We start from the raw sequence: 14,086 nt of genomic DNA, 5'->3' as shown, positions 1-14,086 counted from the left end.
TGGCCTCACGCGATGTCGAACAGGCTCGCTTCCGCCGGCGTGGCGACCGGCGGCGAGTCGGGCAGGGGTGTAACGCCGCAGGCGAGCAGAAAGTCGGCAATCGCGTCATACATCGCCGGCAGTCGGGTGGCGTCGCGCGCATCGCCCTGCGGCACCCAGATCAGCGTCTCGTAGCGCGCCCGGGTCAGCAGCACGCGATAGGTATTGAGCAGATTGGCGACCTTCTCGGCAGTCTGGCTGGTCTGCCAGGCGGTGCCACTGAGGCGGCGCACCTGCCATCCTGCACCGTCGGGGCGACGGATCAGGTCGCCGCCCCAGCACAGCCCGACATGATCGAGCTCAAGCCCCTGCACCGAGAACTGGGTCGCGACCGTGTCCAGCGCATCGGAGGCGCGGATGTCGGGGAAGCGGTCGAGGAACCAGTGTGCGACCGCCGCCGCGTCCATGTGCGGCAGTTCGGCGCCCAGACCCTCGGCGCGCAGCCGCTTCGCGCCCGACGAGGCGATCAGCCCGCAACGCTGCCCAGGGTGGCAGGCATGGCGCAGCCCGTCGCGCAGGGCGTCGAGCCGCCGGGTCAGCCGGAACGGCAGTCGCGCCCGGGACGCGATCGCGCGCGCCGCGTCCGCATCGCTGGTCAGCACCGCATCCACCCAGGCCGGCGCGTCGGCATTGCGGATCGCACGCACCGCCACCGTCAGATGCAGCCCGTCCATCACGTCCAGGCCGGGGAGGCGTTCGAGACGCTGGCGCGCCACCGGATCATCGAGTGCCCGCTGCGCGCAGCCGATCCGCCAGTCGGGACGGGCCGCGAGCGCACGGCTCCACTCCGCCAGCCCGCCCTCACCGTCATGAATTTCCTGGCCCTGGCCGATCAGGCAGATGATCGCCGCGAACCCGTCCTGTCGTCCCATCGCGTCGAGCAGATGCGCCGGCTCGGACGCGGTCAGCCTCACCCTGCGGTCGCGGCTCTTGCGGATCGCGTAGTCCTCCGACCAGCTCCGCTGCGCCTCGTCGATGACGATCACACGCTCGGGCGGCACGGCGTCATTGGCGGCGTAACCATCGCGGAAGCTGGGCAGCGCCTGGATCTTGCCCTCCATCTTCTGCCGCTGCGCCGCCAGCCCGCCCTGTTCGGCCTGGCTGCGGGCCAGCGCCTCGCGCAGTACATGCACCAGGGTCGGGTTGCCGGTCAGGAATGTCGCACCCAGCCCGGTCGCGAACGCCGCGTTCAGCCCGCACAACGTCTTGCCCGCGCCCGGAATGCCGGTGACGAACAGCACGATCTTCACGCCCTCGCACCGCGCCATACCGAGCGCTGCGGTGATGGTCTCGGTCGTCCGCGTGAGGTTCTCTGCGTCGGCACGGGCGGCGAGGATGTCACCCACATCATGGCGCGCATAGAGCGAGCAGGCAGCTGCGATGATGCCCGGCATGGCACGATAGGGCGCGTCGAGCCAGGCGGCGGGATCGAGCGCTTCGCCATGCCGCGGCAGCGCCGCCGCGATTGCCTCCAGAACAGGCCCGAGTGTGCGCGCATTGGCGCAGATCACCGATGGCGGCATGCCGGCGATCGGAAAGCCCGGATGCGCCGGCGCATCCGGCGCCTCGGTTGCGACCAGCACGGGAATGATCGGGTAACGCGTCGATCCGGCATGGAAATCCTGCAGGTCGAGAGCGGTCTCGACCACCTGCTCGCGCGCCCCGATGTCGTAGCCCGTCGCTCCGATCTTGAATTCCAGCACCACGATGCCGCCCGGATGCAGCAGGATCACGTCCGAACGGCGCTGCATCCTCGGTGGGGTGAATTCGAACACCACATGCCAGTCGGGCCGCGCGTCTGTCGCGAATGCATCGCGCAGGATGTCGATTTCACACGCCCACGCCCGGAGCTGCTGTGCCTCATTGGTCCGGAAGTGCTGCACCATCTCTTGTGCAAGCCGTCCAAGCAGCACGTCGCGCGGCGTGTCGATGAAGGTGCGGACATCACCGCTCCACCAGCAACCACTCACCGCAGCGCGTCGATCGCCTTTGCCAGACGTATGTCGCGAGACGACAGCCCGCCGACATCATGGCTGGTCAGTTCGACGGTCACCGTGTCGTAGCTGTTCGACCAGTCGGGATGGTGGTTCGCCTTCTCGGCGATCAGCGCCACCCGCGTCATGAAGCCGAAGGCGGCGGAGAAATCGGCGAATTTGAACACGCGCCGGATGGCGTCGCGGCCTTCGACCAGCGCCCAGTCGGGCAGCGTGTCGGCAAGTTCGGCACGTTCCGCGTCGGACAGGGTCTTGGCCATGTCGTGACCCTACGGGCCACCCGCCGACCTGTCCAATCGTGGCAGCCGGCCGATCATCGCAGCCCCCGCCAGTGTCACCAGCGCGGTGGCCGCGAACACCACCCGCAGCCCCAGATGCGCTCCCACGAACCCTCCCAGCAACGGGCCCAGCACCTGCCCGGCGGCCAGCGCGGAAGTGTTCAGCGCGAGGATCGAGCCGGCGACATGGCTTGGGATCGCGTGCCGGATCGCGCCGGTCACCGCTGGCAGGATGCCGGCGACCGCAACTCCCATGAGCAGACGCAGGCCCACCAGCTGCCATCCCGACGTCACCAGCGCCTGCACGACCAGGGTCAGGCTGGTGGCGAGCAGGCTGGCGATCAGCACCGGACGCGCCCCGTGCCGGTCGGTCAGCCGTCCGACCCTCGGCGCGGCCACGGCGGCGCCGAACGCGGTCGCCGACATTGCCAGCCCGGCCAGCAGCGTCACGTGTGCCCCAGGGCCCGCCAGCCGGGCGATATAGACCGTCACGATCGGCTCGATCGAGAACGTCGCCAGCGTGACCAGCGCGCCCGTCGTCAGCAGCCCACCCACCAACCTGCGGTCCGGCACCTGCGCCCAGGGGCGCGATACGGTCGTGCGCGTCGCGTCGCGGCGAGGCTCCTCGACCCACAACACGGTGGCGACAAAGGCGATGAAGATCACGCCGCCCACGGCCAGGAACGTCGCCCGGATGCCGATCGCCTCGGGCAGCACGCCGCCGACCAGCGGCCCGACCAGCCCGCCGGCCATGATCCCCGACGACAGCATGCCCAAGGCCCAGCCGGACCTCTCCTTGGGCGTGGCCGTGGCGACCAGGATCGTCGCACCGGACCCGTAGCCGCCGAGCAGCCCGGTCAGCAGCCGCACCCCCAGCAACTGCCAGATGGTCTGCACGCAGCCGGCCAGCGCGATGCACACCGCCATGCCGAGCGCGGCCCGGATCAGGATCAGCCGCCGCCCGTAACGGTCGGCGAACCGGCCCCATAGCGGGGCGGCGAGGCCCGAGGCGAGGAAGCTGGCGGCGAAGATCAAACCCGACCACTCGACGATCGCGGCATGGCCGTGCACGCCAAGCTCCTCGACGTAGAACGGCAGGAACGGGATCAGCACCGTCATGCCGAGCACGGTGGTGAACGAGCCGAAGATGCAGACGGCGAGGTTGCGGCGCCAGGCAGAGGGCTCTGCCCTCTGCACACCCGGCAAAGGGCTCGCCCTTTGCAAACCCCTTACCGGAGCACCGCGCCGGTGGCCTTGGCGACGGCGGCAACGATTTTGGAGCTGGCGGCTTCGATCTCCGTGTCGGTCAGGCTGCGGTCCTTCGGTTGCAGCGTGACCTCGATGGCGAGCGATTTGTGGCCTTCGGCGACGTGGCTGCCCTCATAGACGTCGAACAGGCGGACAGCGGTGATCAGGTTGCGCTCGGCACCGCGTGCGGCGCGCAACACGGCGTCGGCGGATACGTCGCGCGCCACCACGAAGGCGAAATCGCGCGTCAGCGGCTGGAACGACGACAGTTCGGGAGCCGCCTTCCGGCGGCGCTTGGGTTCGGCGATCGCGTCGAGGAACAGCTCGAACCCCACCGCTGCGCCCTCGATGCCGCTCGCGGCGAGGACCGCCGGATGCAGCGCGCCGAACCGCCCCAGCACGGTCTTCGGACCCTGACGCACCACGCCCGACTGGCCGGGATGGTAATGGCCCGGTGCGTCGGTGGTGATGTTCAGCGCATCGAGCGGCACGCCGAGAGCCGCCAGCAGCCCGTAGAGATCGGCCTTCGCCTCCGACCACGAGGGTGCGCGCGACGGCTGGCCGAACCCGCGCGGGGTCATCCCCCAACGGAGCCCGGCAGCGATGGCCTGTTCGCCATCCTCGGAAAATCCACCGCCGATCTCGAAGATCGCCACCGGCGAAATCCCGCGCGCGGCGTTGCGCTGCGCCACGCCGACCAGGGTCGCCAGCGGGGTGGGGCGCATCTGGTCGAGATCGGTGGCGATCGGGTTGAGCAGGCGCAGCGCGTCGGGCGTGGCGCCGAACCGCGCGGCGATGTCGCGGGCAAGGAAGCTGAATCCCACCGTCTCGACCAGTCCGCTCGACGCCAGGGCGCGACGCGCGATCGCGGTGCGGGTCTGCTTCGGCGTGAAAGCCCGCGCCGGAATCGGCGAGTCGGGCGCGAGGCTCACCGGCGGAATCGCATCCAGCCCGCCGAGGCGCAGCACTTCCTCGATCAGGTCGCACTCCGCCTCGATCGCCGGTACGCTGGTTGCCGCGCGCTGCGCAATGGTGACATCGAGCGTCGGGTCCTGCTCGAGCGCAAGCGGGATTGCGACATCGTTGCGCCAGGACGGCACATGCACCCGCACGCTGTCTTCCTCACGTGCGGCCACCTCGAAACCGAGATCCTCCAGCCGTGCCACGGCGCGATCCGGGTCGACCGCGAGCCCGCCGAGTTCGGCCAGGCGCCGGAAGCGAAGCGTCGCCTCGCGCTGCCAGGCCGGCATCTCGCCCGCCGACACCACTTCCGACGCCTCGCCGCCACACAGATCGACGATCATCGCGGTCGCTGCCTCGAGCGCCGACGGCAGCAGGGCCGGGTCGATGCCGCGCTCGAAGCGTGCGCGTGCGTCGCTGTGGATCTGATGACGACGGCCGGTGCGCGCGACGATGATCGGATCGAACAGCGCGCATTCGATAAACACCGAGCTCGTCGTCTCGGACGCACCGCTCGCCGACCCGCCCATCACGCCGGCGAGCGACTGCACGCCGGATGCGTCCGCGATCACGCAATCGGCCGCATCCAGCGTGTAGCTTTGGCCGTTCAGCGCAGCGAGACTCTCGCCGGTGCGGGCGGGACGCAGCGTGAGCACGCCGCCCGCGATGCGGTCGGCATCGAACACATGCAGCGGCCGGCCGAGATCGAGGGTGAAGAAATTGGTGACGTCGACCAGCGCGCTGATCGGCCGCAGCCCGACCGAAATCAGCCGGTCGGCGAGCCATTTCGGACTCGGCCCGTTGCGCACACCCCGGATCGTGCGTCCCAGCACCCAGGGTGCTGCCTCGGCATAATCGTTGGCCCACTCGATCGGGCTGTCGAAACGGCCCTCGACGGTGTCGTGCAGCCAGGGCTTAAGGCGCCCGAGTCCGGCGGCGGCGAGGTCGCGCGCGACGCCGCGCACCGACAGCGCATCGCCCCGATCGGGTGTCACCGCGATCTCGATCAGCGGATCGTCGAGATGGGCGAAGGCCGCGTAGTCGGCGCCGACGGGCGTGCCCTCGGGAAGTTCGGCGATGCCATCATGCTCTTCGCCCAACCCAAGCTCGCGCAGCGAACACAGCATGCCCGCAGAGGTCACGCCGCGGATCTCGCCCGCCTTGATGGTGATGTCGCTGCCGGGGATGTATGTGCCGGGAGCGGCGAAGATCACATGCAGCCCCGTGCGCGCGTTCGGCGCGCCGCACACCACCTGCACCGGAGCCTCCGCGCCGGTCTCGACGGTGCAGACGCGCAGGCGGTCGGCATTGGGGTGCTGCACGGCCTCGGCGATGCGCGCGGTGCGGAAGCCGCGGATACGGTCGGCTGGGTTGCTGACCGACTCGACCTCGAGCCCGATCGCGCTCAGCGTGCGGGTGATGGTGTCGAGGCTCGCGTCGGTGTCGAGATGGGTGCGCAGCCAGGAGAGGGTGAATTTCATCGTCTCACACGCCCTCGTGCAGGATCGTGGGGGTCAGTGGCGAGGTGCCGTAATGGCGCAGCCAGCGCAGGTCGCTCTCATACATCGCGCGCAGATCGGCGATGCAGGCCTTGAGCATCGCCAGGCGCTCGATGCCCATCCCGAACGCGAAGCCCTGCCACTCGGCCGGGTCGAGCCCGGCATTGGCCAGCACGCGCGGATGCACCATGCCGCTGCCGAGCACCTCGAGCCAGTCGCTGCCCTCGCCAAGGATGCCGGTACGGCGGTCGCAGCCGATATCGATCTCCATCGAGGGTTCGGTGAACGGGAAATAGCTGGCGCGGAACCGCACCGGCAGTTCGGGGAGTGCGAAGAAGGCACGCAGGAAGTCGATCAGGCAGCCCTTGAGATGACCCATATGGATGTCACGCCCGATGACCAGCCCCTCGCATTGATGAAACATCGGCGAGTGCGTCGCGTCGTGATCGGCGCGATAGGTGCGGCCCGGCACGATGATGCGGATCGGCGGCGTTTCGGTGCGCATCGCGCGCACCTGCACCGGCGAGGTGTGAGTGCGCAGCACGCGCGGCACGTCGAGGCCGGGGGAGGGGGGCAGATAGAACGTGTCGTGATCGGCGCGCGCCGGATGATGGGCGGGGATGTTGAGGGCGCCGAAATTGTGCCAGTCGGTCTCGATATCGGGGCCTTCGGCGACGCTGAACCCCATGGTGGCGAAGATCGCCACGATCTCCTCCGCCGCCCGGCTGATCGGATGGATCAGGCCGCGCGGGGCCTCGGTGACGGGCAGGGTGACATCGACGCGCTCTGCGGCAAGTCGCGCCTCGAGGGCGGCGGTCTCCAGTGCGCGGCCGCGCGCCTCGATCGCCTCCGAGAGCTCGTCGCGCAGCGCATTGAGTGCCGCCCCACGGGCGCGACGCTCCTCGGGCGGCGTCTTGCCGAGTTCCTTGAGTAGCCCCGTCAGCCGGCCGGACTTGCCCAGCGTCGCGACGCGGACCGCATCCCAGGCGCGCACATCGCCGGCCTCGGCCAGCGCGGCCTCGGTCTCCTGGCGCAGGGTCTGAAGATCGTCGCTCATCTCATCCGTCGCATTGGTCAAAACAAAAGGGCCGCCCCATCGGGACCGCCCTTTCATCATTTCATCGCGCCTGCGTCCAGAGACGCAGGGCCAATCCAGCCCTGCGCTTCAGGCGGCGGCGTTATGGGCAATGGCTGCAGGTCAGCCCATGCTCACGCGCGGCGGTGTTGATGCGCTGTCAGATAGGCAAGTCTGCCTTCTGGCCCGGCCGCGAACAGCATGTCAGGCGGTACCGCCCGTAACGCCAACCGAGGATCATACGACCCCCATGTTATTTGCCGGTGGATCGTCATGGATGTGTCACATATCACGCTTGCTATCAAACTTGTCTCAATAAAGTTGCTAGCAACTAAATTTATGATACTCGTCAATAAATCTAAAGTAAGCCTCCATACAATCAAGCTGCTGTGCAGCCTCGATGCATTTCTCTGCGGCAGAGTTATAGCCGATACCTTTCAGGCGATCAGCAAGATCAATAAGTTGAAAGAACATTCCCTGCGTGCTCATGATTATTGACCAGATTGAGGCAAATTATCTCTGTGACAAATTTCGTAAATATTCAAATCACAGTTTGGGCCGTGGCCGGGTCTGGTATGCTTGTCCGCGGCAGGTGTGGCGATAGCGCCTCACTTCGTGCGACCCTGGCGGCGGGGCCAGTGGCAATTCGATTGCAACGGCTCTCCAATTTGCGGCCCAATCTCGACGTGTGGAGATAGTAACGGAGCTGGCAGTGGGGTCAGACCCCCAGCGCACGGGCAGCGCTCAATCGGTCGAATGGCGCTTCATTGAGCGTCTCGTGCAGTCACGCTCGCTCTCGAACAAATCGATCGGGATGCGGCCAAGCGACGGGCACGGCTCCTCCATGGATCGCCACTTGAATTGGTCAAAACAAAAGGGCCGCCCCATCGGGACGGCCCTTTCATCATGTCATCGCGCCTGCGTCCAGGGACGCAGGACCAATCCAGCGCTGCGCCTCAGGCGGCGGGCTTGGCCTCGATCGCGCCCTTGACCGCCGAGACGACCTCGCCAAAGGCGGCGGCGTCGTCATAGGCGATGGCGGCGAGCACCTTGCGGTCGATCTCGATGCCGGCGAGGTTCAGCCCGTGGATGAACTGGCTGTAGGTCAGCCCATGCTCACGCACGGCGGCGTTGATGCGCTGGATCCACAGGCCGCGGAACTCGCGCTTCTTGTTGCGACGGTCGCGATACGCATAGCGCAGCGCCTTCTCGACCCGCTCGAGCGCGATGCGGTAGTTGGTGGACGACCGGCCGACATAGCCCTTGGAGAGCTCGAGGACCTTCTTGTGACGGGCGTGGGTGGTCACACCCCGTTTGACGCGTGCCATATCTGATGGTGCTCCTTATGCCAGCCCGTAGGGCGCCCACTGCTTCACAGTCTTGCCGTCCATCTCGGTCAGCGTCTGCGAGCCGCGGTTGGTGCGCTTCATCTTCTGCGGGCGGTTGATCAGGCCGTGGCGCTTGTTGCCCGGGCCCGCCAGCACCTTGCCGGTCGCGGTGATCTTGAACCGCTTCTTGACCGACGACTTGGTCTTCATCTTGGGCATTTCACACTCCTCTTTCAGGCACCGCCTGTGGACCAGAGATCGGACCACATGACAGCGGTCGCGGCCGGGCATGCCCATTCCAGGCCCGGACGCGCGATCGAAGGCGCGGCTTATAGGGGAAATGCGCCGCCGGTGGCAAGTCGTTCGTCACGCACCCGGCCACTTCCAATTCACTTCTGCCCGTCGGCGGCAGCCACCGGCAGCAGCACGGCACTGCGGCCGCGCTCGATCGTCATCGTGGCACGGTGATAGGCCCCGGGCGTGGCGAAGAAGATGTTCGCTACGTAGCTCTGCGGATTGCGGTCGTAGAGCGGGAACAGCGTGCTCTGCACCTGCACCATCAGCCGGTGCCCCGGCAGCAGCGTGTCGTTGATGGTCGGCAGCCGGAAGCGGTATTCCTGGACTTCCCCGGCCGGGATCGGGCTGGGATGGGTGAAATCGTGGCGGTAGCGGCCGCGGAAGATGTCGAGGCTGAGCGGAAGCTGGTAGCCGCCCATGTCCGGCTGTTCGGCGACGCTGGGCGGATAGACGTCGATGATCTTCACCACGAAATCGGCGTCGGTGCCGGTGGTTCGAATGAACAGATCGGCGACCGGCGCACCACGCAGGACCAGCGGCCGGGTGAGCACCGGCGTCTGGTAGGACAGCACATCCGGCCGGGTCGAGACGAAACGCTGATCGCCCACCAGCCAGGTCGCTCAGGTCGCATGATCGTCCATGCGCACCGGCAGCGGTTCGAACGGCACCGGCTTGGCCGGGTCGGAGACATAGTCGTCAGAGCCCGGCGGCGCCGGTGACGCGGCCAGCCCGAATGCGGCTTGCAGATAATAGGGCGTCAACGCCGTCTCGCCGACCACCGGCCAGTCGTCGAAATGGTCCCAGTGATTCTCGGCCGGGTTGTAGATCAGCACTTTCGGTGTCGGCGTCGCCGGTCGCCGGTCCTTCAGCCAGGTGTCGAAGAACGGCACCTGCACCTGGCGGCGGAAATCGTCGGCGGTATCGCCCTTCCAGTGCAACTTGCCCAGCGTCTCGGCGGTACCGCCCACCTGGCTGTGATACCAGGGCCCCATCACCAGATGCGCATTCGCCGTCGCCCCCTTCGCCCGCAGCGCCTCCCAGCAGTGGATCGCGCCATACATGTCCTCCTGGTCCCACAGGCCCTGCAGCCACATCGTCGGCACCGAGGTCGGATGGGCGGAGGCGATCAGCCGGTCCAGCGCTTGCGCCTGCCAGAACGCGTCATAGGCCGGATGCGCAGACAGCCGTTGCCACCAGGCCAGCTGGTCGATGCCGTTCGCCTGCGCATAGGCGCCGGCCGAGCCGGCATCGAGGAAGGTCTGATAATCGTCGTAGCCGGGGCGGGGGACACCCTCCCCCTTGCCCTTCTGGCCTGTCTGCTCGGTGAAATAGTCGAGGTTGACCTGCCGGAAGGCACCGTAATGAAACCAGTCGTCACCCATCCAGCCATCGACCATCGGGCTTTCGGGTGCAGCCACCCGCAACGCGGGGTGCGGATGCAGCAACGCCATCGCGACCGTCCAGCCGTCATAGGAGGAGCCGATCATACCGACGCGCCCGTTGCTCTCCTTCACGTTGTGCGTCAGCCACTCGATCGTATCCCAGGCATCGGTGGTGTCGTCGGTCCTGGTGTCGTTGAGCGGCCCGATCGGTGGCCGGGTCATGACATAGACACCCTCCGAGCCGTATTTGCCGCGGACGTCCTGCGACACCAGGATATAGCCGTCATCGACGAAGGCGCGATTGCCCGCCCAGACCGCGTCCCGCAGATGCGGGCTCGGCGTGCGGATGACGGCGGTAGCGTCGTAGGGCGTCCGCTCGAGCAGCATCGGCAGGCCCTGCGCACCCTTCGGGATCACGATGACGGTATGCAGCTTCACCCCGTCGCGCATCGGGATCATCACCTCGCGGCGCTCGTAATCCTTGGCCGTCGCCGGCGTCGACCAGTGCGCGGGAATGTCACCCGCCTGCGGCTCGGCGCGCGCAGAAGCGGCCAGCGGCGCTGCGGCAATCAGGGCGAGCGTGACAGACCGGATCGCGGCGGACGGGGAATAATTCATGAGGCTGCCTTCCTGTCATGGCCGAGGCCATGCGTCTCGAGATGTTGGCGGAACTGGTAACAGGTCAGGCCCAGCGCAAAGGACCCACGTGACCTGCTCCACTTCGTTTGTCCAGCTCAGGACACCGGTGTCGGCCCGCCACGCATGTCGCTCACACCGCGGCAAGCCGTTCACGACACCGCTTGCGAAGCGCGATCAGAACCGTAGCTTGAATCCAGCCACCGCGCGTGCGCCGGCAGTGCTGCTCGCGCCCGCCCCGGCATCACGGTTCGCGCCCAGGGTGACGCCGAATTCGAGGCCCTTGACCGGCCGGATCGGGATGGCCAGCCCGGCCGACACGCCGTCGGAGGTCATCGAGTGCGTCGGGCCGCCCGTGATCGTGAACGGGCCCAGGCGGTTGCCCGGTGCGAACCCGGATGAGGGCGGCGCGAGGTCGGTGGAGCCGGGCAGCGGTGCCAGGACCAGCGGACGGTGCCCGATCACGGTCAGGCTTTCATCCGTACTGGGCCGTAGGTCGGTCGGTATCCGCGTGGCCGGCGCGGATGTGGGGGGCGCCGCCAAGGAGCGGGCCGACACGACGAGCGCGCAGACAAGAACCGTCTGTTTGCTGCCGATCGGCCAGGGCCTCAAGAGGTCGACTGCCACATTGGCGGGGCTGCTCGCACTGACGCGATCGACCATACGGGGCCGCGACACTGGTCCTCAAGCGGGAAATGTCCGGCGTATGGTCAGCTCGCGATCTTCTTCTCCTGCCCGATACCATGCGTCTTGAGATAATGGCGGAACTGATAATAGGTCAGCCCGAGCGCGCGGGCGGCATTGGCCTGGTTGAACCGTGCCGCCTCCAGCGCCTCGCGCAGCAGTTTGGCCTCGTAGGCGCGGGTGCGGGTGAGGAAGTCGCCCTCGACCGGTTCGGCTGGTGCGGAGATCGTCTCGGGCCGCGCCGCCGGCACGGCCTGTGCGTGCTGCGTGCCGAACGCGGCGACTGTCGCGCCGGCGAACGGGTCAACCAGCACGCGGTCGAGCGGGCGTTCGGGCTTTTCCATGCGGTAGACCGAGCGTTCCACCACGTTGCGCAGCTCGCGCACGTTGCCGGGCCAGTCATGGGCCAGCAGCGTGTCTTTCGCGCGCGACGTGAAGCCCGCAAACGCCTCACGGCCGAGCTCTGCGGTCATGCGGGTGGCGAAATGCGATGCCAACAGCTCGATATCCTCGCGCCGGTGACGCAGCGGCGGCAGCGCGATCACGTCGAAGGCCAGCCGGTCGAGCAAATCGGCGCGAAATTTCCCCGCCCGCGCCATCGCCGGCAGGTCGGCATGGGTGGCGGCGATCACGCGCACATCCACATGCACCGGCTCGCCGCCGCCGACGCGCTCGAAACTGCCGTATTCGATCACCCGAAGCAGTTTCTCCTGCACGGCGAGCGAAGCGGTGGCGATCTCGTCGAGGAACAATGTCCCACCATCGGCGAGTTCGAACCGGCCCGGCCGCCGCTTCGCCGCCCCGGTGAACGCGCCCGCCTCATGACCGAACAACTCGCTGTCGAGCAGGCTTTCCGACAGTGCGGCACAGTTGAGCTTGATGAACGGCCGGTCCCAGCGGCGGGAGAGGAAGTTCAGCCGCCCCGCGACCAGCTCCTTGCCGGTTCCGCGCTCGCCGATCGCGAGCACCGGGCGGTCGAGCGGGGCGGCCTGGCTGATATGGGCCAGCATTTCGAGGAAGGGGGGCGAGACCCCGAGTGGCGTCGGCGCCTCGCTCTCTCTGGGGATACGCGCCATAATCTGGTCTGCCTTGCCATGCCGAGTTAGGCATTCTGCGTCATTACGGCGCCGCTGCAAGCCGGAATATCGCCCTGATCCGGCCCTTCGGAGCAGTTGGCACGGCATGTGCAACGCTTCCATCGAACATGCGGCGCTGGCCATCCGGCGTGGCCCCGTAAAAGGATCGAGGAGCAGCGGTTATGGGCATTTTCTCAAGGCTGTCGGACATCGTGAACTCCAACATCAACGCGATGCTGGCGCAGGCGGAGGATCCGAAGAAGATCATCCGGCTGATCATCCAGGAAATGGAGGACACGCTGGTCGAGGTCCGCTCCCAGGCGGTGCGCACCATCGCCGAGCGCAAGGAACTCGAGCGCAGGATCGCCGCGACCGCCCGCGAGGAGGCCGAATGGGCCCGCAAGGCGGAACTGGCACTGACCCATAACCGCGAGGATCTCGCCCGCGGCGCGCTGGCGGCCAAGGGGCACGTGACGAAGACGCGCGAGACTCTGGAGGAGCAACTCATCCAGATCCGCCTCGGTCTGGCCCAGCAGGATGACGACATCGCCAAGCTGCAGGCCAAGCTCGCCGACGCCAAGACGCGCGAGCAGGCGTTGCGCTCCCGGCACGATCTGGCAAATTCGCGCCTCAAGGTGAAGGAATCGCTCTACGATTCACGCATCAACGACGCGTTTTCCCGCTTCGAGCAGGTCGAGCGCAATCTGGACGCTCTGGAGGGGCGCTCGGAAGCCTGGGAGCTGGGTCGCCGCAGCGGGGTTCCGTCGCTGCATGACGAGCTTGCCGGGTTGGAGAACGACGTGGTGGTCGAGGACGAGCTGGCGAAGCTCAAGGCGAAGCTCGGCCGCGGCACGCCCGGCACCTCGGTCGCGACGCGCGAGGGCGAGTGAGCCATCATCGTCGGGGCCGGAGATAAAGGAGCCTTTCCATGCATGACCTGACCGGTCTCGTCACCATCCTGCTGATTTTCGGCTTCCTGCCCTGGATGGCCATGCGCGGTCGCGCCGATCGCCGACGGCAGTTCCAGCAGGTACAGACGCTCAGCCAGGAGGAACAGCGTGCCGTCGACGAGATGTGGGAGGTGACTCGGCGGATGGAGACCCGCATCGCCAATCTCGAACGCATCCTCGACGCCGAGGTCGCCGGCTGGCGCACCCGCACACCGGTCTGATCAGGGAGGGCCGTCTCATGACCGAACAACAGGCCCGCATCTGGCGGGCGAACCGCGAGGCGCTGGCGGCCGGGGTCTGTGCCGGGCTCGCGCAGGATCTCGACCTGCCGCCGACCCTGGTGCGCATCGTCTGCGCGATCTTCCTGATCCTGCCGACCGGGCTCGCCTATCTGGCCCTCGCGCTGCTGATGCGCCAGCGGCCGCAGGCGATGTATCGCGGTTTCGCCGGCTCCTACAGCCGCATGCGCGCCAATCCCGAGGCACCTGGTGCGGCCGCCGCACAGGCGCCTTTGGGCGCGAAATGGGCGATGCTGCGCCAGCGTCTCGAACTGCTCGAACCCCGCATCGCGGCGGCGGAGTCCTGTGTGACGTCGCGCGAGTTCGATCTCGATCGCAAGTTCCGGCACATGGAAGGCTGA

Annotated in this window: 15 protein-coding genes; 4 read left to right on the top strand and 11 right to left on the bottom strand. The window is 67.6% G+C overall.

Annotation, left to right across the window (positions count from 1 at the left end; genetic code table 11):
- Positions 1–5 precede the first annotated feature (5 nt).
- The 5 genes from FHR90_RS03375 to pheS are packed head-to-tail and all read right to left on the bottom strand — an operon-like array spanning position 6 to position 7,075.
- Positions 6–2,009, bottom strand: coding sequence for a DNA/RNA helicase domain-containing protein (locus FHR90_RS03375; RefSeq protein ID WP_266152702.1), 2,004 nt, complete (start codon positions 2,007–2,009; stop codon positions 6–8).
- Positions 2,006–2,293, bottom strand: coding sequence for a 4a-hydroxytetrahydrobiopterin dehydratase (locus tag FHR90_RS03370; protein WP_176621969.1), 288 nt, complete (start codon positions 2,291–2,293; stop codon positions 2,006–2,008). The genes FHR90_RS03375 and FHR90_RS03370 overlap by 4 nt, the downstream gene beginning before the upstream one ends.
- A gap of 9 nt (positions 2,294–2,302) precedes the next feature.
- A complete protein-coding gene (locus FHR90_RS03365; RefSeq protein WP_266152712.1) occupies positions 2,303–3,508 on the bottom strand; it encodes an MFS transporter in 1,206 nt (401 codons plus the stop codon).
- A 32-nt stretch (positions 3,509–3,540) separates the two neighbouring features.
- Entirely contained in the window at positions 3,541–6,000 is a 2,460-nt protein-coding gene (gene pheT / locus FHR90_RS03360) for a phenylalanine--tRNA ligase subunit beta (protein WP_218061914.1), read from the bottom strand.
- A 4-nt stretch (positions 6,001–6,004) separates the two neighbouring features.
- Entirely contained in the window at positions 6,005–7,075 is a 1,071-nt protein-coding gene (pheS, locus tag FHR90_RS03355) for a phenylalanine--tRNA ligase subunit alpha (protein WP_176621970.1), read from the bottom strand.
- A gap of 291 nt (positions 7,076–7,366) precedes the next feature.
- Here pheS and FHR90_RS03350 point away from each other — a divergent pair, with 291 nt between their 5' ends.
- A complete protein-coding gene (locus FHR90_RS03350) occupies positions 7,367–7,591 on the top strand; it encodes a hypothetical protein (RefSeq protein WP_183274749.1) in 225 nt (74 codons plus the stop codon).
- Between the two features lie 458 nt (positions 7,592–8,049).
- On the opposite strand, the gene rplT is transcribed toward FHR90_RS03350, so the two are convergent.
- The 6 genes from rplT to pspF all read right to left on the bottom strand — a co-directional run bounded on the left by rplT (position 8,050) and on the right by pspF (position 12,496).
- Positions 8,050–8,421: a 50S ribosomal protein L20 gene (rplT, locus tag FHR90_RS03345; RefSeq protein ID WP_176621971.1), complete on the bottom strand. Its 372-nt coding sequence runs from the start codon at positions 8,419–8,421 to the stop codon at positions 8,050–8,052.
- Positions 8,422–8,436: 15 nt separating this feature from the next.
- Entirely contained in the window at positions 8,437–8,640 is a 204-nt protein-coding gene (gene rpmI, locus FHR90_RS03340) for a 50S ribosomal protein L35 (RefSeq protein ID WP_176621972.1), read from the bottom strand.
- Positions 8,641–8,810: 170 nt separating this feature from the next.
- Positions 8,811–9,326 carry a CocE/NonD family hydrolase C-terminal non-catalytic domain-containing protein gene (locus FHR90_RS17340; protein WP_266152701.1) on the bottom strand — a complete coding sequence of 172 codons (516 nt, stop codon included), beginning with the start codon at positions 9,324–9,326 and terminating at the stop codon, positions 8,811–8,813.
- Between the two features lie 12 nt (positions 9,327–9,338).
- Positions 9,339–10,718 (bottom strand): CocE/NonD family hydrolase, encoded by a 1,380-nt coding sequence (locus FHR90_RS03335; protein WP_246329995.1) that lies wholly within the window; start codon positions 10,716–10,718, stop codon positions 9,339–9,341.
- A 195-nt stretch (positions 10,719–10,913) separates the two neighbouring features.
- Entirely contained in the window at positions 10,914–11,399 is a 486-nt protein-coding gene (locus FHR90_RS03330) for a hypothetical protein (protein WP_176621973.1), read from the bottom strand.
- Between the two features lie 47 nt (positions 11,400–11,446).
- Complete coding sequence (gene pspF, locus FHR90_RS03325; protein WP_176621974.1) at positions 11,447–12,496, bottom strand: phage shock protein operon transcriptional activator; 1,050 nt, start codon at positions 12,494–12,496, stop codon at positions 11,447–11,449.
- 182 nt (positions 12,497–12,678) lie between these two features.
- Between pspF and pspA the strand changes: the two genes are divergently transcribed.
- The 3 genes from pspA to FHR90_RS03310 are packed head-to-tail and all read left to right on the top strand — an operon-like array spanning position 12,679 to position 14,086.
- On the top strand, positions 12,679–13,386 hold the full coding sequence (gene pspA, locus FHR90_RS03320) for a phage shock protein PspA (RefSeq protein ID WP_176621975.1): 708 nt from the start codon (positions 12,679–12,681) through the stop codon (positions 13,384–13,386).
- A 38-nt stretch (positions 13,387–13,424) separates the two neighbouring features.
- Positions 13,425–13,667, top strand: a complete 243-nt coding sequence (locus tag FHR90_RS03315) for a hypothetical protein (protein WP_176621976.1) — start codon at positions 13,425–13,427, stop codon at positions 13,665–13,667.
- Positions 13,668–13,684: 17 nt separating this feature from the next.
- Positions 13,685–14,086, top strand: a complete 402-nt coding sequence (locus FHR90_RS03310) for a PspC domain-containing protein (RefSeq protein WP_176621977.1) — start codon at positions 13,685–13,687, stop codon at positions 14,084–14,086.

Source organism: Endobacter medicaginis, assembly GCF_014192375.1.
In the GTDB taxonomy this organism is placed as follows: domain Bacteria; phylum Pseudomonadota; class Alphaproteobacteria; order Acetobacterales; family Acetobacteraceae; genus Endobacter; species Endobacter medicaginis.
The sequence above is the reverse complement of the archived record's forward strand: the minus strand, read 5'-3'. Positions and strand labels throughout refer to the sequence as shown.

What these genes read in the sequence shown, in the direction of transcription:
- FHR90_RS03330 (WP_176621973.1), bottom strand. Translation starts at nt 11,399, where the DNA reads ATGGTCGATCGCGTCAGTGCGAGCAGCCCCGCCAATGTGGCAGTCGAC.
- FHR90_RS03310 (WP_176621977.1), top strand. Translation starts at nt 13,685, where the DNA reads ATGACCGAACAACAGGCCCGCATCTGGCGGGCGAACCGCGAGGCGCTG.
- FHR90_RS03315 (WP_176621976.1), top strand. Translation starts at nt 13,425, where the DNA reads ATGCATGACCTGACCGGTCTCGTCACCATCCTGCTGATTTTCGGCTTC.
- FHR90_RS03370 (WP_176621969.1), bottom strand. Translation starts at nt 2,293, where the DNA reads ATGGCCAAGACCCTGTCCGACGCGGAACGTGCCGAACTTGCCGACACG.
- pspA (WP_176621975.1), top strand. Translation starts at nt 12,679, where the DNA reads ATGGGCATTTTCTCAAGGCTGTCGGACATCGTGAACTCCAACATCAAC.
- pspF (WP_176621974.1), bottom strand. Translation starts at nt 12,496, where the DNA reads ATGGCGCGTATCCCCAGAGAGAGCGAGGCGCCGACGCCACTCGGGGTC.
- pheT (WP_218061914.1), bottom strand. Translation starts at nt 6,000, where the DNA reads ATGAAATTCACCCTCTCCTGGCTGCGCACCCATCTCGACACCGACGCG.
- rpmI (WP_176621972.1), bottom strand. Translation starts at nt 8,640, where the DNA reads ATGCCCAAGATGAAGACCAAGTCGTCGGTCAAGAAGCGGTTCAAGATC.
- FHR90_RS03350 (WP_183274749.1), top strand. Translation starts at nt 7,367, where the DNA reads ATGGATGTGTCACATATCACGCTTGCTATCAAACTTGTCTCAATAAAG.
- rplT (WP_176621971.1), bottom strand. Translation starts at nt 8,421, where the DNA reads ATGGCACGCGTCAAACGGGGTGTGACCACCCACGCCCGTCACAAGAAG.
- pheS (WP_176621970.1), bottom strand. Translation starts at nt 7,075, where the DNA reads ATGAGCGACGATCTTCAGACCCTGCGCCAGGAGACCGAGGCCGCGCTG.
- FHR90_RS03335 (WP_246329995.1), bottom strand. Translation starts at nt 10,718, where the DNA reads ATGAATTATTCCCCGTCCGCCGCGATCCGGTCTGTCACGCTCGCCCTG.